This is a genomic window from Nocardia beijingensis NBRC 16342 (assembly GCF_001612785.1).
In the GTDB taxonomy this organism is placed as follows: Bacteria; Actinomycetota; Actinomycetes; order Mycobacteriales; family Mycobacteriaceae; genus Nocardia; species Nocardia beijingensis.
Genome location: NZ_BDBC01000009.1, coordinates 36,134 through 53,951 on the forward strand (window position 1 = coordinate 36,134; position 17,818 = coordinate 53,951).

Annotated in this window: 20 protein-coding genes; 10 read left to right on the top strand and 10 right to left on the bottom strand. The window is 69.4% G+C overall.

Annotation, left to right across the window (positions count from 1 at the left end; genetic code table 11):
• Positions 1-112 precede the first annotated feature (112 nt).
• The gene (locus NB3_RS04775; RefSeq protein ID WP_244891769.1) at positions 113-961 is read right to left on the bottom strand and encodes a TetR/AcrR family transcriptional regulator; all 849 of its coding nucleotides are present in this window, start codon (positions 959-961) and stop codon (positions 113-115) included.
• 74 nt (positions 962-1,035) lie between these two features.
• Between NB3_RS04775 and NB3_RS04780 the strand changes: the two genes are divergently transcribed.
• On the top strand, positions 1,036-2,262 hold the full coding sequence (locus NB3_RS04780) for an MFS transporter (RefSeq protein ID WP_067797104.1): 1,227 nt from the start codon (positions 1,036-1,038) through the stop codon (positions 2,260-2,262).
• Between the two features lie 47 nt (positions 2,263-2,309).
• Here the strand turns inward: NB3_RS04780 and NB3_RS04785 are convergent, their stop codons facing one another.
• Together NB3_RS04785 and ramB are read right to left on the bottom strand one after the other, a co-directional pair.
• A complete protein-coding gene (locus tag NB3_RS04785) occupies positions 2,310-2,582 on the bottom strand; it encodes a hypothetical protein (RefSeq protein ID WP_157111521.1) in 273 nt (90 codons plus the stop codon).
• Between the two features lie 26 nt (positions 2,583-2,608).
• Positions 2,609-4,015, bottom strand: a complete 1,407-nt coding sequence (gene ramB / locus NB3_RS04790; protein ID WP_067797109.1) for an acetate metabolism transcriptional regulator RamB — start codon at positions 4,013-4,015, stop codon at positions 2,609-2,611.
• Positions 4,016-4,108: 93 nt separating this feature from the next.
• Here ramB and NB3_RS04795 point away from each other — a divergent pair, with 93 nt between their 5' ends.
• The 6 genes from NB3_RS04795 to NB3_RS04820 all read left to right on the top strand — a co-directional run bounded on the left by NB3_RS04795 (position 4,109) and on the right by NB3_RS04820 (position 9,265).
• Positions 4,109-5,620, top strand: coding sequence for an ATP-dependent DNA ligase (locus NB3_RS04795; RefSeq protein ID WP_067797349.1), 1,512 nt, complete (start codon positions 4,109-4,111; stop codon positions 5,618-5,620).
• 158 nt (positions 5,621-5,778) lie between these two features.
• Positions 5,779-7,032: a lipase family protein gene (locus NB3_RS04800; RefSeq protein ID WP_067797112.1), complete on the top strand. Its 1,254-nt coding sequence runs from the start codon at positions 5,779-5,781 to the stop codon at positions 7,030-7,032.
• A gap of 90 nt (positions 7,033-7,122) precedes the next feature.
• On the top strand, positions 7,123-8,322 hold the full coding sequence (locus tag NB3_RS04805) for an inorganic phosphate transporter (protein WP_067797115.1): 1,200 nt from the start codon (positions 7,123-7,125) through the stop codon (positions 8,320-8,322).
• A gap of 11 nt (positions 8,323-8,333) precedes the next feature.
• Positions 8,334-8,618 (top strand): hypothetical protein, encoded by a 285-nt coding sequence (locus tag NB3_RS04810; protein ID WP_067797118.1) that lies wholly within the window; start codon positions 8,334-8,336, stop codon positions 8,616-8,618.
• A gap of 12 nt (positions 8,619-8,630) precedes the next feature.
• Positions 8,631-8,966 (top strand): DUF3349 domain-containing protein, encoded by a 336-nt coding sequence (locus tag NB3_RS04815; RefSeq protein ID WP_067797121.1) that lies wholly within the window; start codon positions 8,631-8,633, stop codon positions 8,964-8,966.
• Positions 8,967-8,980: 14 nt separating this feature from the next.
• Positions 8,981-9,265 (top strand): DUF3349 domain-containing protein, encoded by a 285-nt coding sequence (locus NB3_RS04820; protein ID WP_067797124.1) that lies wholly within the window; start codon positions 8,981-8,983, stop codon positions 9,263-9,265.
• On the opposite strand, the gene NB3_RS04825 is transcribed toward NB3_RS04820, so the two are convergent.
• Both NB3_RS04825 and NB3_RS04830 read right to left on the bottom strand, forming a co-directional pair.
• The gene (locus NB3_RS04825; RefSeq protein WP_157111523.1) at positions 9,266-9,706 is read right to left on the bottom strand and encodes a DUF4254 domain-containing protein; all 441 of its coding nucleotides are present in this window, start codon (positions 9,704-9,706) and stop codon (positions 9,266-9,268) included. It abuts the gene before it with no gap.
• A gap of 44 nt (positions 9,707-9,750) precedes the next feature.
• Positions 9,751-10,053 (bottom strand): hypothetical protein, encoded by a 303-nt coding sequence (locus NB3_RS04830; RefSeq protein ID WP_067797129.1) that lies wholly within the window; start codon positions 10,051-10,053, stop codon positions 9,751-9,753.
• A 184-nt stretch (positions 10,054-10,237) separates the two neighbouring features.
• On the opposite strand from NB3_RS04830, the gene NB3_RS04835 reads away from it, so the two are divergent.
• The gene (locus NB3_RS04835) at positions 10,238-11,098 is read left to right on the top strand and encodes a DUF5753 domain-containing protein (RefSeq protein ID WP_067797132.1); all 861 of its coding nucleotides are present in this window, start codon (positions 10,238-10,240) and stop codon (positions 11,096-11,098) included.
• 10 nt (positions 11,099-11,108) lie between these two features.
• Entirely contained in the window at positions 11,109-11,309 is a 201-nt protein-coding gene (locus NB3_RS04840; protein ID WP_067797352.1) for a DUF397 domain-containing protein, read from the top strand.
• Between the two features lie 219 nt (positions 11,310-11,528).
• On the opposite strand, the gene NB3_RS04845 is transcribed toward NB3_RS04840, so the two are convergent.
• The 5 genes from NB3_RS04845 to NB3_RS34805 form a co-directional block, all read right to left on the bottom strand.
• Positions 11,529-12,341: a class II fructose-bisphosphate aldolase gene (locus NB3_RS04845; protein WP_244891770.1), complete on the bottom strand. Its 813-nt coding sequence runs from the start codon at positions 12,339-12,341 to the stop codon at positions 11,529-11,531.
• Between the two features lie 5 nt (positions 12,342-12,346).
• The gene (locus NB3_RS04850) at positions 12,347-13,273 is read right to left on the bottom strand and encodes a hexose kinase (protein ID WP_280516565.1); all 927 of its coding nucleotides are present in this window, start codon (positions 13,271-13,273) and stop codon (positions 12,347-12,349) included.
• A gap of 8 nt (positions 13,274-13,281) precedes the next feature.
• Entirely contained in the window at positions 13,282-14,439 is a 1,158-nt protein-coding gene (locus tag NB3_RS04855; RefSeq protein ID WP_067797142.1) for an N-acetylglucosamine-6-phosphate deacetylase, read from the bottom strand.
• Positions 14,440-14,545: 106 nt separating this feature from the next.
• Positions 14,546-15,505: an ROK family protein gene (locus NB3_RS04860; RefSeq protein ID WP_244891771.1), complete on the bottom strand. Its 960-nt coding sequence runs from the start codon at positions 15,503-15,505 to the stop codon at positions 14,546-14,548.
• On the bottom strand, positions 15,502-16,407 hold the full coding sequence (locus NB3_RS34805) for an SIS domain-containing protein (protein ID WP_244891772.1): 906 nt from the start codon (positions 16,405-16,407) through the stop codon (positions 15,502-15,504). Before NB3_RS34805 ends, NB3_RS04860 begins: the two co-directional genes overlap by 4 nt.
• Before the next feature lie 160 nt (positions 16,408-16,567).
• On the opposite strand from NB3_RS34805, the gene NB3_RS04870 reads away from it, so the two are divergent.
• Positions 16,568-17,818: an extracellular solute-binding protein gene (locus NB3_RS04870; RefSeq protein WP_244891773.1), complete on the top strand. Its 1,251-nt coding sequence runs from the start codon at positions 16,568-16,570 to the stop codon at positions 17,816-17,818.

Here is a 17,818-nt window from a genome sequence, read left to right on the forward strand (position 1 = left end):
CGCGAACGAACAGGCTCGGTCTCGCTTCGCTCGAAAGACGGGGTTGAGGTGAGCCGGGCACGTTGGTATGCGAACTCTGGACCAAGTGTGCGCCCTGTGCGGTGGGGACAGGTCAGGGCTGGGGCTCGGGCTGGGACAGGAGTTTGAGCACCACGGGCCGCGACAGCGTGCCGGATACCTGACGGGCGAGCTGGTTGGCGCTCGCGCCCGCGGCGTGGGCCGCGCGTAGGGCGGTTGCCAGTTCTTCGCGGGCGGCGTCGGCGGCGGCTTGGGCGTCGCGCAGGCGCTGTGCGGCGCGGTCGACTCCGGACTCGTCCTCGGTGGTCAAGTCATTGACCAGTTCTACCTCGGGGAGGCGGGCTTCCCGCTCGCCGGGAGCCGCGTCGCGGCGCATGGCGGCCCTGGCGAAATCCATCAGGAACGCCCTGGTGGCGTTCCTGTCCTCCGCGGCGGCCTCGCCGAGCAGCAGCTTGGTGGTCTGCGGGACGGCGAGCGACCAGTTGGCCAGGCCGCACAGGGCCAGCAGCAGGCGGCCCGCGTCGGCGGAGTCCACGTCGAACTGTTCTTGCGCGCGGTCGAATTTGCGCACGTAGTGCGCGGCGCGCCAGCCGTCGATGTCGTGCGCGTCGGCGCCGCGGTGCAGCGCCTCCCAGAGCATCAGGCGCAGTAGCTGGGGGTTGTCCCGGTGGTAGTCGTACAGCTTGCCGACGTACGCGCCGGGTTCGGTGTCGGCCAGCGGCTTCACCACGTCGATGAACTCGCGCAGCGTGTCGATCAGGATGACGTCGAACAGCTTGTCCTTGCTGCCGAACAGACCGTAGATGCGCTCCTTGTTGACGCCGGCCGCGTCCGCGATCCGGTCCACCCGCGCACCGGCCAGCCCGTGCTGCGCGAATTCGTCGCGGGCGGCGCGCAGCAGGGCCTGCCTGGTCGCGTCACTGCGTTTCATCGTGGCGGTCATGACGGACACTTTACCATTTCATTAAACCAACTATTTGGTTGACAACTTGGTTCGCCCGGGCCTACCTTCAACCCATGGCAATGCTCACTCTCCAGTCCGAGGCTCCGGCCCGGACGCGCACCCGAGTCGTCTCGCCGCGTGCCCACACCGGGCGCACCGTGCCCTTCTTCGTTCTGGCCGCCCTGCTGGCCACCGGGCAGATGTACGTCCCCATCCCGCTTTTCAGCGCGATGCAGGCCGATTGGCACGTCGGTTCCGGCGTGACGACCTGGATCATCAGCGCGTTCGCCTTCGGTTACGCCGGTGGCTTCGTCCTGTTCGGGCCGCTGTCGGACCGCTATGGTCACCGCCGGGTGCTGGTCACCGGGATGCTGGTGGCCGCAGTGGTCACACTATTGACCGGTTTGGCGTTCAGCGCTCCGCTGGCCGTCGGCCTGCGGGTGGCGCAGGGGCTGGTGGTCGGCTCGATTCCGCCCGCGATCATGGCCTACGTGGCCACCCGTGTCGATCCCGCGCACCGTTCGGTCGCCACCATGTCCGTGGCCACGTCGTTCCTCGCGGCGACGGTGGTCGCGCAGATCGTGTCGCAGTGGATGGCGGGCGCGTTCCCGTGGCGCTCCGTGTTCGTCGCCTCCGCGATCGGGTTCGCCGTACTGGCACTGGTATTGCGGACCGCGCTGCTGGCCGACGCGCCCACCGGCCGGGACAAGCCGCTGCGGCACAGTTACGCCGCGATTCCCGCGGTGCTGCGCATCCGGGCACTGGTGCCGATGTTGATCGCCGGCGCGATGAGCATGGCGGTGATGGTGGGCGTGTACACCGGTCTCGAGCTGACCGGAGTGGTTCGCGGCTCGGGCGAACTGCTCGCGCTGCGTGCGGGCGCGCTGCCGGTGATGGTGGCGCTTCCCCTGCTCGCGGTGCCGCTGGCGCGGCTGTCCAAGCACGGTCAGATCGTGCTCGGAGCACTGATCGCCGCCGCGGCGATGGTGATCGCCACCTTCGAGGGAACGCATCCGGCCGTGCTCGCCGTGCTGCTCGCCGTCCTGGTCGGCGGTCTGGGCGTCATCGCTCCCGCGGTGTTGCAGAGCGCGGGCGAACTGGGCGGCGAATCCAGGGCCGCCGCCATGTCGGTCGCGATGTTCTCCTTCTACGTGGGCGCGACCATCGGCCCGCTGGTCGCGGCGACCGCCGCGCCGCACGGCTTCGCTGCTCTGGCTTGGACGCTGGCGCTACTGCTCGTCGCAGCGCTGGGTATGACGGTTGTCGGTCTCCGCATGCAACGCGGGGCGCAAGCCGCCTGACCCCTGACGTCCGGCCGGTCTCGATTTCGCGAGACCGGCCGGAGTCTTCAGGATCGGTCACGTACCGCGATCACCCGGCCGGTCAGCGGTTCCCGGGCGTCCCAGGCGACGTCGATCTCCGCGCCGCGGAGTTGCCGAGCCACTTCTCGCAGCATGGCGACAGCGGCTGCCCGCGCCTGGTCCGGCGCGGCATCGGCGGGGACATGTGCCAGACGACCGCAGAGCATTCCCCCTCGGGTGTCCTGGACGCTGTGGCGCCAGCCCTCCGGCGTCGCGATCAGCACTATCGAGGCGGGCATGGGGTAGCGCGGTCCTGCCATGGCGACAACCTACGGAACCCGCGCGGCTACTTCAGTACGTAAGGCGACACGGAGCTGCGATGTTCGCTGATGTCGAGCACTTTGCCCAAGGGCGGGAAAGCGCGCTGTGGGCAATTGGCGCGTTCACAGACGCGGCAACCCGCACCGATCGGCGTCGGCTGCACTTCGTCCAGATCGATGCCGTCGGCGTAGATCACGCGGGCCGCGTGCCGCAATTCGCAGCCGAGGCCGATGGCGAAGGTCTTGCTCGGCTGGCCGAAACGGGTGGCGCGGCGTTCGACCGTGCGCGCCACCCACAGGTATTTGCGGCCGTCGGGCATCTGCGCGATCTGGGTCATGATCTTGCCCGGGTAGGCGAAGGTCTCGTACACGTTCCACAGCGGGCAGGTGCCGCCGCTGGAGGAGAAGTGGAAACCGGTGGCGGACTGGCGCTTCGACATGTTGCCCGCCCGGTCCACTCGCACGAACGAGAACGGCACGCCGCGCAGCGACGGGCGTTGCAACGTGGAGAGCCGGTGGCAGATGGTCTCGTAACTCTGGGTGAAGAACGCCGACAGCCGTTCGATGTCGTAGCGGAAGTCCTCGGCCACTTCGTGGAAATGCGTGTACGGCAGCACCGTCGCCGCGGCGAAATAGTTGGCGAGCCCGAGCATGGCCAGCTTGCGGGCGTCCTCGGAGGCGAAATTGCCTTCCTCCACGAGTTTTTCGAGCAATTCGCCGCACTCGAAATAGGCCAGCTCGGCGGCCAGTTTGAAAGTGCGCTGCCCGCCGGACAGGTGCGGGGCGATCTCCAGAACGCGGGTTTGCGGGTCGTAACGGTGCAGCACGCCTTCGCCGAGGTCGATGCGCTCGGTGATGCGCACGTCGTGCGCGCGCAGCATCCTGGCGATCTCGCTGTTGACGTCGCCGCCGTGGAAACGGATGCGCGCGGTGAGGTCCTCCGCGGCGGTGTCCAGCTCGTGGATGTAGTTCTGGCGCTGGTAGAAGTAGTCGCGCACTTCCTCGTGCGGCTTGCTGATCGCGCCGCTGCCCGCGCCGTCGGCGAAGCGGTCCTCGGTGGCCGCGGCCAGCTGGGCGGAGGTGTTGCGGTAGCGGTTGTGCATGTTGACCAGGGCGCGGGCCATGCTCGGGTGCGCCGAGACGATGTCGGCGATCTCCTGGGCGTCGGCCTCGATGCCCAGCTCCTCGTCCATCACGACCTCTTGCAGTTCCGCGATGAGCCGGGTGTCGTCCTGCGCGGAGAAGAAGGTGGCGTCCACGCCGAACACGTCGCTGATCTTCAGCAGCACCGGGACGGTGAGCGGGCGCACGTCGTGCTCGATCTGGTTCAGGTAACTCGCCGAGATCTCCAGCTGCTGGGCCAGCGCGACCTGGCTCAGCCCGCGTTCGGTCCGCAGTTGACGCAGCCGAGCGCCGACGTAAGTCTTGGCCATGCGTCCAGTTTATGGGTGCTTTCGCATCCGTGCCAATCAGTGATTAACACTCCTCGCAGACAGGTGTCGTACCCGGCGGCTACCGTCGGCAAGGTGCTGTTCTCGGATGTCGTGCTCGCCTCGGAGACCGTCCGGGCGACCAGGTCGCGCAAGACGAAGATCGCCACGCTGGCCGAGCTGCTGAGCGCGGCCGCGCCGGAGGAGCTGGCGCCCGTGGTCGCCTGGGCGTCCGGCGAGCTGTCGCAGGGGCGGATCGGCACGGGATGGCGCACGCTCACCACGCTCGACCACGCGCCCGCCCCTGCGCCCACGCTCACCGTCTCGGCGGTGGACGCGGCGCTGAGCGAGCTGGCCGTCACCTCCGGCGCCGGTTCGACGGCCAGGCGCAAGGAGCTGCTGGCGGCGCTGTGGTCCGCGGCGACGGCGGACGAGCAGGGCTTCCTGGTGCGCCTGCTCACCGGGGACCTGCGCCAAGGAGCGCTCACGGCCGTGGTCGCCGAAGCCGTGGCGGTGGCCGCCGACGTGCCGCCCGATCTGGTGCGCCGGGCGTACATGTTGTCGGGACGGTTGCCGGTCACCGCCGTCGCGGCGCTCACCGGCGGCGCGGCCGCGCTCGCGGAGTTCCGGCTCGAGGTCGGCCGCCCGATCCAGCCGATGCTGGCCTCTCCCGGTGCGACGCTGGACGAGGCGCTGGTCGAGTTGCACGGCGAAGTCAGCGTCGAGCACAAACTCGACGGCGCCCGCATCCAGGTGCACCGGAACGGCGACCTGGTCCGGATCTTCACCAGGACGCTGCGCGAGATCACCGCGAGCGTTCCGGAACTCGTCGAACTGGTCGCGGGCCTGGACTGCACGAGCGTCGTACTCGACGGGGAGACGCTCGCGCTCACCGACGCCGGACGGCCGCGTCCGTTCCAAGAGACCATGAGCCGCTTCGCCGAGGTGAGTTCCACCCGGGAGTTGCTGCTGCATCCGTACTTCTTCGACTGCCTGCACCTGGACGGGCGTGACCTGCTCGACGTTCCGCTGTCCGAACGGCGCGCCGCGCTGACGAAGGCGGCGGGTGAGCACACTATTCCCGCGCTGCTGCGGCCGGACGCCGAGGCGGCAGCGGAATACTTCGACGCCGCGCTGGCCGCGGGGCACGAGGGCGTCATGGTCAAGTCGTTGACCGCTCCGTACGCGGCGGGCAGGCGGGGCCGGGCCTGGCAGAAGATCAAGCCGACGCACACCATCGACCTGATCGTGCTCGGCGCGGAATGGGGCTACGGCCGCCGCACGGGCTACCTGTCGAACCTGCATCTGGGCGCGCGTGACCCCGAGGGCGGGGAGCCGGTCATGGTGGGCAAGACCTTCAAAGGTCTCACCGACGCGCTGCTGCGCTGGCAGACCGAGGAATTCCCCCGCCACGAGCGCTCGCGCGATCAGCACACCGTGTATCTGTGGCCGGAACTCGTCGTGGAGATCGCCCTGGACGGCGTGCAGGTCAGTTCCCGCTACCCCGGCGGTGTCGCGCTGCGTTTCGCGCGGGTGGTGCGGTATCGCCCGGACAAAGACCCCGCCGACGCCGACACCATCGATACCGTTCGCGCCTTGCTGCCGTGATGTGAAGCGCCGTCGCTCCCGCGCCGCGCGCGTGTCGGGCGTGCACCCGCGTCCAGCCACGGTAAATATGGGCAGCGCAAGGTTCCGGATGGCCGCCACAATGCAGTGGTCCGGCCGGTTCGTGCTTCCGGACATGGAATCGGCGGGCGGGCGGGTTGATGCGGAAATCACTGTGCGGACGATTTGCCCGGCTGGTGGCGGCGGTGCTTGGCGCCTCGGCGGTTTGCGCGGTCGGCGCGCCGGCGCAGGCCAATCCGATCGAGCTGTTCCTCATGCCGTCGCGCGAGTATTCCGGGATCCTGCCCACGCCGCTGGACGATCCGTTCTACACGCCGCCGCCGGACTTCGAGAGCTTGCCGCCCGGCACGATCCTCGCCTCCCGAGCGGGCGGAACGGGCCTGACCGCGTTCCCGGTGCGGTCGACCGAACTGCTCATCCGGTCCACCGATTCGAAGGACCAGCCGGTGCCCGTGGTCGCGACCTTGCTCCTGCCGCAGGCCCCGTGGACCGGACCGGGGCCGCGGCCGGTGCTGTCGTTCAATGCCGCGATCGACTCGCTCGGGCACCGGTGCGCCCCGTCCTACAAACTCAGGAACGAGCCGACAGTCGAGTTGTGGGCCGCTCAGATTCCGCTGTCCAAGGGCTATGCCGTGCTCGTCCCCGACCATCAGGGCCCGCGGCAGGCGTACGCGGCGGGACTGATGGCCGGGCACGCGGTGCTCGACTCGATCCGGGCCGTGGTGGGCACGCCGGAGTTCGGCTTGCGCCCGGACGCGCCGACGGTGGTCACCGGATACTCCGGCGGGGCCATCGCCAGCGGCTGGGCCGCGCAGCTGGCCCCGCGGTACGCGCCCGAGCTGAATCTGGTGGGTGCGGCGTTCGGCGGCGTCCCCGCCGACTTCGACATGCTGCTGTCCACCATGAACGGGCGCAACGCCGCGTCCGGCGTCTTCCTGGCCGCGACCCTCGGACTGGCGCGGGAGTATCCCGAACTGCTCGGCCTGATGAACGACGACGGCTGGCGACTGGCCCAGGTCGGCAAGGACCTGTGCATGACCGCGGAGGAGCTCGGCGGCGCCGTCGCGCCGATTCCGGTGCAGGCCCTGACCCATGCCGCCGCGCCGACCGAGCTGCCGATGGTGCGGGAGATCCTGGCCGCCAATCGGCTGGGTGCGAGCGCGCCGACGGTCCCGGTGTTCCTCTACCACGCCACTCACGATCCGTGGGTGCCGCTGGCGGGCGCGGAGAAGCTCTACGCGGACTGGTGCGGCGCGGGGACGCCGGTGGACTTCCAGGTCTATTTCGGCGAGCACTTCTTGGTCGGGCTCAGCGGCATCCCGGGCGCGAACTCGTGGATCGATGATCGGTTCGCGGGCAGGCCGGTCGTCCCGCAGTGCACCCGATCCCGCTGAGCAGGACTGATCAGACTAGTCCACGCAGGTCGCGCGAACTTCCGGTAACCGGCATGGCTGTGCCATCCGGGGGTGCAGCAGACTGGAGGCGTGACCGTCGAATTACTGGTTCTCCTGATCGTCATCGTCACGGCGCTCGCATTCGATTTCACCAACGGCTTCCACGACACCGCCAACGCGATGGCGACCTCGATCGCCACCGGCGCGCTGCGGCCGCGGGTGGCTGTCGCGCTCTCGGCGGTGCTGAACCTGGTCGGCGCGTTCCTGTCGGTGGCCGTCGCCGCCACCGTCGCGAAGGGCATCGTGCGGCTCGACGCCGTCGCAGGCCAGGACCTGATCGTCATCGTGTTCGCCGGCCTGGTCGGCGGGATTCTGTGGAACCTGCTCACCTGGCTGTTCGGTCTGCCGTCGAGTTCGTCGCACGCGCTGTTCGGCGGTCTGATCGGGGCCACGCTGGCCGCGCTCGGCTGGGGCGGGGTGATCTGGGCGTCCGGGTCGGACGGCGTGCTCACCAAGATCGTGCTGCCTGCGGTGCTCGCGCCGATCGTCGCCGCGCTGGTCTCGGCGATCGGCACCTGGCTGGTGTACCGGATCACCCGCGGCGCCGAGCAGGACAAGGTCACCGAGGGATTCCGCTGGGGTCAGATCGGCTCGGCCTCGCTGGTCTCGCTGGCGCACGGCACGAACGACGCGCAGAAGACGATGGGCGTGATCTTCCTCGCGCTGGTGGCGCACGGAACGCTCACCAAAGACGACGACCTGCCGTTGTGGGTGATGGCCGCGTGCGCCCTCGCCATCGCGGCGGGCACCTACCTCGGCGGCTGGCGGATCATCCGGACCCTGGGCAAGGGCCTGGTCGAGATCGACTCGCCGCAGGGACTGGCGGCGGAATCCGCCTCGGCCGCGATCATCCTGACTTCCGCCCATTTCGGATTGCCGCTGTCCACCACCCAGACCGCCACCGGTTCCATCCTCGGCACCGGGCTCGGCAAGGGCGCCGAAGTGCGCTGGGCCGTGATGGGGCGCATGGTGGTCGCATGGTTGCTCACACTGCCGCTTGCCGCGGTCGCCGGGGCGATCTGCTGGGCCATCGCCCACCTCATCGGCGGGCTGGCCGGTGTGCTCGTGGTCTTCGCCCTGCTGATCGGCTTGTCGACGTTGATGTACCTGCGGTCGCGACGCGACCCGGTGCACACCGGCAACGTCAACGAGTGGCCGGGGGAGGGGACCGACCCGCCCGCGGGCGACCCGGCGGCGTCACCGGACCCGAACCGATCCGCCCAGGTGTAGGAGAACCAGACGTGCACACTCTCGTCACCAATCTGAACGCCCTGTGGAAAGTCACCCTGGCCGGGCTGGTACTCGGCGCGGGCCTGCCGATGATCTTCTCGATCGGAGTGCGGTTCTGGTCGATGACCGTGACCACCGACGCCGGTACGGGCGCGGTGCGGCGCAACTATCCCGCTCTCGCGGTCGCGCTGGCGTGCTTCGTGCTGGTCGTCGTGGCGATCGTCAGCGGCATCCTGTACACGGCGAAGGCGTTCATCGCAGCCAGATTCGGCATCCATCTGTTCGGGCAGGCGTGAGGAGTAGCCAGCGTGACCGATCCAGTGAAACCAATTCCGGACCGGCCGAAACTGCTCGGCAAAGTCGTGGGCTGGCTGCGCGCAGGCTACCCGCAGGGTGTGCCGCAGTCGGACTACGTGGCCCTGTTCGCCGTGCTGCACCGGCACCTCACCGACTACGAGGTGGTCGCGATCGCCGAGGAACTGGTCGCGTCGAACTCGGGCAGCGAGATCACCCACACCGAGATCGAGCAGGCCATCGCCCGGCTGGCCAAGGAGCAGCCGGACGAGCGTGACGTCGCTCGCGTCGCGTCCCACCTGGCCGCGGGTGGCTGGCCGCTGGCCGATCCGCCGGCCGATTCCGACTGACCGAGCCGCCGCCGATGCCTCCCTTCCTGCACGCGATCATCAGCTGGCTGCGCGTGGGATACCCGGACGGTGTCCCGGAAGCCGACTACATCCCCCTGCTGGCCCTGCTGCGCCGGCGCCTCTCCGACGAGGAGGTGGCCAGGATCGCCGCCGAGCTGGCCGGCTCCGGCGGGGCGGACATCGACCAGACCGACATCCAGGTGATGATCACCAAGATCACCAACGACATGCCGTCCGAAGCCGACGTGGCCCGGGTGCGCGCCCGGGTCGAGGCCAACGCGTGGCCGGGCGAGGACTGATCACGGCTGCTCGCGCGGGCCGCTGAGATAGGGGAGGCGGCGCACGCCCGCCACGACCTCGTAGGCGAGATCCTCATAGCCGAGCGCCAGTTCGGCGAGGCGTTCCCAGGCGTTGTGCACGGCCCATTCCGGTGCGCCGGACAGGATGTCGTGCGCGCAGGCGGAGAACTGGGCGAGCCGGTCGACCACCATGCCCACGGTCTCGGTGTGCATGTGCGCGCCGCCGTGCGGCGGTGGCGTCTGGGTGGCGACCCAGCGGTCGATGGCGAGCACGAGGCGGCCGCGGTGCTGATCGATGTCGTTCGCGCTGCCGAGTTCACGGCGCAGGCGGCGCTGGTGTAATCCCGCGAGTAGATGCGCGGATTCCAAAACCGGGTGGGCGCGGCGCGGCGCCGTGCGGCAGGCCCGCAGGACGAGTTCTTTGGTCGGCAGTGGTTCCACCGCGTCAACCCCCTGGATCGAATGGTCGCGCCGGGCGCGAAGGATCATCGACGATGCCGCCCGCTCGGACGCGGCAATCGGTACCGAGTGCGCAGCGGCGCGGTCTCCCATGGCGATTCGAGGACGACGAGGCCGACTGCTTCCAGGGCCGTCAGACCGAAGCGGCGCACCAAGTCCTCCGTCAGCGAAACCATCTCCGCCGCTTGGATAGCCGCCGTCGCCTGCTCGGTGTTCACCATCCGGCCCCGCAGATACGACACCACCCACGCGTCGTCGCTGACCCGCCGCGCTTGATGCGGCGTCCGATCACCCACGATCCAAGTGCGATCGACGACATGCACGGACATCAGAACCCCTCCCCGCCGGAGCGGGGTCTGCCCAGAGCCCCCGCTGTGATGCGCAACACAAGAAGAGTAGGCGCCGGAGCGCCGACAGGTCAAGTTGACCAGTCCATTTGACAAACTCGGCCGCCTGTGGATGCGGGTACGGTCATCTGCACGAACAGCCGGAGCCGGAAGGACTCATGGGACGATGGCACCACTCTCGCCCACGGTGGCGCGCTGGGAGCTCATGCTCCGGATCAAGCGCCGCCGCACCGAGTTCGACGTCTCCGCCTCCGTCATCGCCAAGGAACTCGGCTTCACGCTGTCGTACTGGTCGAAGGTGGAGAAGGAACGCGTGCTGGCCGAGGACAAGCTGCGAAAGCTGATGAGCCTGCTCGAATTCGACCAGGATGAGCGCGTGGAAATGTTGCGGCTGCGCGACATCGCGAAACGACGCGGGTGGTGGTCGGAGTACGCGGATCTGTTGTCGGACGAGGTGGTCCGTCTCTACGGGTTGGAGCACGGGGCGCAGAGCATCCGGAGTTATACGAGCATTTTGATTCCGGGTCTCTTGCAGACCGAGGAGTACGCGCGAGCGGTGATCGCCAACGACCGGGCACGGATTCGGCAAGTGGAAATCGATCGCTGGGTAGAGGTTCGCATGCGACGCCAGAAACGGCTCACCGACGCAGAGCCGCTGCAGGTCACGGCGATCGTCAACGAGGCTGCGCTAACCCAGCGCACGGGAGGGGTGGCGGTCTTGAAAGGGCAACTGCGCCATCTGCTATCGGTTACCGAGACGCGTGCCGACACGATCGATATCCGGGTCGTACCCTTCGACGCGCCAGGCGGTGTACTGCTCACCGGTGCGTCGTTCCATCTGCTCGGGTTCGACAACGCACTCCTTCCCGACGTGGCGTGGACCGAGACGCTGGTCCACCTCGGGGTGACCGAGGAGAGCGAACCGGTGCGTCACCTCGCGACCATGTTCGCCACCACCGAGGCCGAGCACGCGCTCCCGCGGAACGAGTCGATAACGTTGATCGAACGCAGACTCGCCGCGCTGTAGCGTGAACGGCATGGCGCGCGCGGGCAGCTGGTTCAAGTCATCACACTCGAACGACAGCACCGCCTGCGTCGAAGTCTGTTTCGACGGCGGCCGGGTACTGGTTCGCGACAGCAAGTTCCCCGGAGCGCCGGACGCATCACCGACGCTGGCGTTCACGCCGACCCAGTGGGCGGCATTCACCACGTCGATCCGCACCACCGTCCTGACCTGACACGTACTCCCAGCCGACTCTCAGCTTCACTACACCCGAAACACAGTTCCACCGGGAAGAGTGTCTCCGTCGATGCGAAGCGATCCATCGACAGCTCCACCGGTGGACAACTGCCCTGCCCACCACCCCGCTCGGCCGGCGGCGCGCCACCCTCGCACGCGCCGTCGGCCGAGCGCTTTCCGCGAGTGGCACATGGCTGCGGCAAAACGCGAGTGGCGGTCAGCCCGCGAGGAGGTGGAGGAAGTGTTCTACTTCCGACTGGATGGCGGTGCGGGCGGGGGCGAGGTATTCGCGGGGGTCGGAGAGGTGGGGGGTGGTGGCCAGGCGGTCGCGGATGGCGGCGGTCATGCGGATGTTGAGGCGGGTGGCGATGTTGATCTTCGTCATGCCGTGTTCTACGGCGGCGCGCAGGCCGTGGTCGGGGACGCCGGAGGAGCCGTGCAGCACCAAGGGGACGGGGACCTTCGCGGCCAAGTGGGCGATGAGGTCGTTGTCGAGTTCGGCGGTGCGGGTGTGCATGGCGTGGGAAGAGCCGACGGCTACCGCGAGGGCGTCGACGCCGGTGGCGCTCACGAATTCGACCGCCTCGTGGGGATCGGTGCGCGCGCCGGGCGCATGGGCGCCGTCTTTGCCGCCCACTTCGCCGAGTTCGGCCTCGACGTGCACGCCGCGTTCGTGGCACCATGCGGTGATCGCGGCAGTGGCGGCGAGGTTGTCGGCGTAGTCGAGGGACGAGCCGTCGTACATGACCGACCGGATGCCGAGATCGACGGCGGCATGGATCAATTCGGCGTTGGTGGCGTGGTCGAGATGCACCGCGATCGCGGCCTCGCTGTCGGCGGCGATGCGCAGGCAGGCGAGCGCGAGCGGGGCGATGCCACGGTGATGCCGCGCGGTGTTCTCCGACAGCTGCAGCACCACCGGCCTTTTCGCTGATTCCGCGGCGGCCGCGATCGCCTCGGCGTGCTCGAGGGTGATGACGTTGAACGCGCCGAGTCCGCCGGGGCCTGCCGTGGCGATCAGTTCCGGCATCGAGGTCAACGGCATGGTGTGTCCAGCTCGCGGACCTGGATGGTCGGGGTGAGGCGGGTGCGCAGGCCGCGGTCGATCTCACCGGCCACCGGGACGACCACGGCGGCCGCCGAGGTCGCGACCACGTCGGCGAGCACGGCGGGCCAGTCCGGGCGCGACGCGGAGGACAGGGCGGCGATCACCGCCGCCACGGCGGCATCGCCCGCGCCGGTGGGGTTTCCGGCGAGTGGTTCGGCGAGCGCGGCCGCCCACGCGCCGTCGGCGGTCACCGCGACGATCCCTTCGGTGCCGCGGGTGGCGATCACGGCGCGCACTCCGTTGTCGATCAGCGGCTTCGCGGCGATGACGATGTCGTCGGCGGTCGTCGGCCGGGTGCCGGTGAGGCGCTGTAGTTCGGTCTCGTCCGGGATGAGCACGATCCCGGGCACCTGGGCGGCCAAGCGCAACGCCTCGCCGTCGACGTCGCAGATGGTCGGCACATCGGCCGCGATGGCGGTGCGGGCGATCTCGGCGGGCAGCGAGGGCTCGATGCCGCCAGGTAGCGACCCGGAGATGACCAGCCCGGCGATTTCCGGGAGCAGTCCTGCCACCCGGACCGACAGCTGCTCGGCGGCGTGCGGGTTGGAGACCCTCGCGCCGGGCTCCCACAGCGCGGTGGCCGTGCCGTCCTCGGATTCGCTGATCACCACCGTGCGACGCACCCAGGGCAGCGCGTGCACGAAGTCGACCGGCATCTCCAGTTCGGCGGCGGCCGCGAAGGCGTGGTCGGAGAACCCGGTGGCCCTGGTGTACTTGCCGAGCTGATTCAGCACCCGGGTCACGTTGATGCCCTTGCCGCCGATGCGCTGCTCCACCGACCGCACCCGGTGGGCCTGCCCGCGTTCGAAGCGTTCGACGCGATAGGTCATGTCGTACGCGGGATTCATTGTCACGGTGAGGATCACCTCAACCACTGTCCACGTCTGAGCACCCCGCGCAACTGGAGATTGTCACTGACTGTCAATATGTCGGCGAAATACCCGGGCCGCAGGTCACCGACGTCGGCGAGCCCGAGCGCGGCGGCCGGAACCGAGGTGGCGGCCAGCACCGCCTCGCGCAGCGGGACGCCGGAGTCGCGCACGGCCCGCGCGACGCAGTCCAGCAGGGTGCTGACACCCCCCGCGATCGAGCCGTCGGCGATGCGCGCCACCCCGGCGCGGACGCTCACCGGCTGCGGTCCGAGCTGGTACTCGCCGTCGCCGAGTCCCGCGGCCTGCATGGCGTCGGTGACCAGCGCGACGCGCCCCGGCGCGGTCGCGAACGCCAGCGCGGCGAAGCCCGGTTCCACGTGCACGCCGTCGTTGATCAGCTCCACGAACACGTCACCGGCCGCCGCGGCCACCAGCGCGGCGGCGACAGGGCCGGGGCGCCGGTGATGCAGCGGCGGCATGCCGTTCGCCAAGTGCGTCACGAGGCGTCCTGAACCATTGGGAGCCAGGGCGTTCCGGAATGACGCGTAGTCGGTGTCGCTGTGGCCGAGTGCGACCACCACGCCGTTGTCGGCCAGCCGCCGCGCGACGGACGCGGAGCCGGGTCGTTCCGGCGCGAGCGTCATCGCGCGCAGGCGCGTGCCACCAGCGGCCAACAGTTGGTCGGTCAGACCGAGATCGGGGTCGCGCAGATAGCGCGGGTCCTGCGCCCCGCAGCGCGCCTCGGACAGGAACGGCCCCTCGACGTGGATACCGCCGAGCACGCCTTCCTCGGCGAGCTCGCGCAAGGCGGCGGTCTGCGCCACCATCTCCGCTGCCGGCCCGGTGACCACGCTCGCCACCACCGTGGTCGAGCCGCGCGCATGGTGCCCATGCGCCGCCGCCAACGCGTGCTCGCCGTGCACGGTGTCGAACCGGGACCCGAATCCGCCGTGATTGTGAATGTCCACAAGCCCCGGCAGCACAGTTCCCGAAAATGGCGGCTCAGGTAAATCGCGATGCGTCGCACGCCACTGCGCGAACGATCGCACCGCCTCGATCCGATCCCCGGAGACCAGCGCCACGCCGTCGTCCACCGTGACGCTCGCCGAGACGATGCGTCCCCGGATCAGCTGGGTGCGTGCTGTCATGTGAATGCCCCTCGTCTCGTGACCCGCGCGGTGTGAGCTGAATAGGGATGTCCACCGTTGCCGACCGGGCTCGCCGAGCGACGAACGGGGTGCGATGGGCGTGGCCTCATGTCAACGCCCCGTGCCTGGCGAAGAGGGCGGCGCCTGCCAGGCCCGCGCGTGCGCCGAAGTGGCCGAGGACGACTCGGGGCGCGGGGACCAGGCGGAGCCGGTCGGACAGGGCGCGGTGCAGCGGGTGGGTGAGCGCCGCGCCCGCTCCGGCGAGCCCGCCGCCGAGGACGACCAGTTCGGGGCAGGCCGCGTGGACGATGCCGACCAGGCCGTCGGCGAGCGCGTCGACCGCGTCCGCCACCACGGCGGCCGCCTCCGGGTCGGTGGACATGAGCGCGAAAACCTCTGCGGCGCCGCTGATCTCTCGACCGGTGCGCCGGGTGTAGGCCCGCGCGATGGCCGCGCCGGAGGCGACCGTCTCGACGCACCCCGTGTTGCCGCAGGGGCAGGGCAATCCGCCCGCGCGCCGCACCGGCACGTGCCCGTACTCGCCGACCTGCCCGTAGCCGCTGCGCACCAGCCTCCCGCCGACCGACAGCGTGCCCGAGATGCCGGTGCCGAGAATGACGACGCACACGTTGTCGTAGCCCTGCCCGGCGCCGTACCGCCATTCCGCCCAACCGGCGACGGCGACATCGTGCTCGATCAGCGTCGGCACACCCCAGCGCGCGGGGAAACGGTCGCCGACGTGCACGTCCCGCCAGCCGACGTTGCTGCTGAACACGGCGACCGATCGGGCGGTGTCGACGATGCCGGGTAGCACCACCGCCGCGCGACCCACTCGGCGGCGATCGGGGCCGGGGAGTTCGGCGAGCAACCGCTCGCCCAGCTCGCCCATCGCGTCGAACGCGGCCGGACCGTGTGGCGTGGCCACCGACCCCACGGCCAGCGCCGTGCCCGCCGCATCGGTGATCTCGCCTTTGATGGTGGTGCCGCCGACGTCCATGCCGAGCACGAGCGCGTCGTCCGGCAGCGCCGCCGTGGCGGACACGTTCGCGAGTTGCCCGGTGGTCACGACTTCAGAACCACCGAGCGATTCAGGCCGCGCGGGTGGTCGGGGTCCAATCCCAAGTCGGCGGAACGCAGCAGGCAGAGCCGGTGCACGCGGATCAGGTCCGCCATCGGGTCGATGTCGCGATGTTCCAGATGGGCGCCGGTGGCGGCGACGTCGTCGGCGAAGCCCGGCTCCAGCGGTCCGAACGCCCAGACCGCGCGTCCGGGCGCGGAGATGGCGATCGGGCCGTGGCGGTACTCCGTCGCCGGATACGCCTCCGTCCAGGACTGGCAGGATTCGCGCAGCTTGAGCGCCGCCTCGTCGGCGACGGCCGCCGCGAATCCCATACCGACGAAACTGATCTGCTCGGCGCGGCGCACCGCGGCCAGTGACACGGCGGGGTCCTCGGCGAGCACCGCCCGTGCCTGGGCGATCACCGAAGTGAGGTCCTCGCCGAGATGGTTGCGGAGTATGGCGAGGGCGGTCGTCGCGAAGCGGGTCTGCACCACCGATCGCTCGTCGACCTGGTCGATGAGAATGGGGTCGCCGAGTTCGAGGACGGGCGTGCCCGGACTGGAGCAGATCACCGCCCGTGGGATGCGCGCCGGGAGGTCGCGCATCGCGCGCACCACTTCCGTGGTCGTGCCGGAGCGGCAGATCACCAGGTATCGGTCGTATTCGCGAGCGCGGACCGCGCTGGCAGGCCACGCGTCGGTCATCCCGTGTCCAGCGCCCTCGCGGAGCGCCGCTATGGCGCAAGCCATGAAATACGAAGTGCCGCAACCGATCACCGCGACGCGCTCGCCCGGTTTCGGCAGCACGGCGCGATGATCCGCGGCCACGGCCGCGGCGCGCGTCCAGTCGTCCGGCTGGGTGGCCACCTCGGCAGCCAGATGCGGCGTGTGGTCGGCAGGCGTAGGCACTCCGACAGCTTCACGCCAAGTGATCATTTATGTCAAATATCTAATCAATTCGGTCACATATGATCACAATTCGGACTAGATTGAGCCGCAACGACGGTGCGTCCTCCCATCATCGGCGGCTCCGCTGGCGCCCGGTGGGTAAATCTGAAAGGTTCTGCTCGTGAAAAGACCATTCCACCGCGTGCTTGCCGGACTCGCGATGGTCACCGGCGTCGCGCTGACCCTGTCGTCCTGCGATTTCGGTTCGAAAAGCGGTGCGGACTCGGCCACCACGATCAATTTCCTCGCCCCCGCCTACAGCGACGGCGCCACGGGCACCAAGGCGCTGTGGGACGGCATCATCGCCGAATTCCAGAAGCAGAACCCCGGCATCACCGTCAATCTGCAGATGGAGTCGTGGAACTCGATCAACGACGTGGTGCGCACCAAGCTGCAATCGCAGTCGACCACGCCGGACATCCTCAATATCGACGCCTATGCCAGCTTCGCGGGCGACGGCCTGCTCTACCCGGCCACCGACATCGTCTCCGCGCCGGTCCTGGCCGACATCCAGCCCGCGTTCGCGCAGAACGCTTCGCTGAACGGCACGCAGTACGCGCTGCCGCTGTTCGCCTCCACCCGCACCCTGTTCTACAACACCGAACTGTTCGAGAAAGCGGGCATCGTCCGGCCGCCGAAGACCTGGGCCGAACTGACCGACGCGGCGAAGCGGATCCAGGCGCTCGGCGGCGGCGTCTCCGGGTACGGGCTTCCGCTCGGCAGCGAGGAGGCGCAGGGCGAAACCTCCATCTGGACCTTCGGCGCGGGCGGCTCGTGGGCCGACGGCGACCGGATCACCGTGGACACCCCGCAGAACCTGGAACGGGTGCGCGCCATGCGTGAGCTGATCGATACCGGTGCGACGCAGCCCAATCCGGGTGCGACCGACCGCAAGGACGTGCTCAACGCCTTCATCCAGGGCAAGATCGGCATGGTCGAAGCGCTGCCGCCCACCATCGGCCAGATCGCGGCGAAGAATCCGGGCCTGCGCTACGCGACCGCGCCGTCGCCGACCAAGACCGGCAACCCCGTCACGCTCGGGGTGGCCGATCACCTGATGGCGTTCAAGAAGGACGGCGCCAAGGCCGAGTCGATCAAGAAGTTCCTCGACTACTTCTACTCGGCGGCGGTGTACGCGGACTTCGTCAAGCACGAGGGATTCATCCCGATCACCCACAGCGCCGCCACCGCCCTCGCCGAGGACCCGGTCACCAAGGCGTTCGCCGCCACGCTCCCGGTGGCCCGGTTCTATCCGAGCGACAACCCGAAATGGGCAGTGGCGCAGGGTGTCATCCGCCAGCAGATGGGCACCATCGCACAGGGCGCCGACCCCGCTCAGGTATTGCAACGAATCCAGGAAGCCACGAAATAA

Coding starts and splice junctions, on each gene's coding strand:
- NB3_RS04775 (WP_244891769.1), bottom strand. CDS start 961: ATGACCGCCACGATGAAACGCAGTGACGCGACCAGGCAGGCCCTGCTG.
- NB3_RS04780 (WP_067797104.1), top strand. CDS start 1,036: ATGGCAATGCTCACTCTCCAGTCCGAGGCTCCGGCCCGGACGCGCACC.
- NB3_RS04785 (WP_157111521.1), bottom strand. CDS start 2,582: ATGGCAGGACCGCGCTACCCCATGCCCGCCTCGATAGTGCTGATCGCG.
- ramB (WP_067797109.1), bottom strand. CDS start 4,015: ATGGCCAAGACTTACGTCGGCGCTCGGCTGCGTCAACTGCGGACCGAA.
- NB3_RS04800 (WP_067797112.1), top strand. CDS start 5,779: ATGCGGAAATCACTGTGCGGACGATTTGCCCGGCTGGTGGCGGCGGTG.
- NB3_RS04820 (WP_067797124.1), top strand. CDS start 8,981: ATGCCTCCCTTCCTGCACGCGATCATCAGCTGGCTGCGCGTGGGATAC.
- NB3_RS04830 (WP_067797129.1), bottom strand. CDS start 10,053: ATGTCCGTGCATGTCGTCGATCGCACTTGGATCGTGGGTGATCGGACG.
- NB3_RS04835 (WP_067797132.1), top strand. CDS start 10,238: ATGGCACCACTCTCGCCCACGGTGGCGCGCTGGGAGCTCATGCTCCGG.
- NB3_RS04840 (WP_067797352.1), top strand. CDS start 11,109: ATGGCGCGCGCGGGCAGCTGGTTCAAGTCATCACACTCGAACGACAGC.
- NB3_RS04845 (WP_244891770.1), bottom strand. CDS start 12,341: ATGCCGGAACTGATCGCCACGGCAGGCCCCGGCGGACTCGGCGCGTTC.
- NB3_RS04855 (WP_067797142.1), bottom strand. CDS start 14,439: ATGACAGCACGCACCCAGCTGATCCGGGGACGCATCGTCTCGGCGAGC.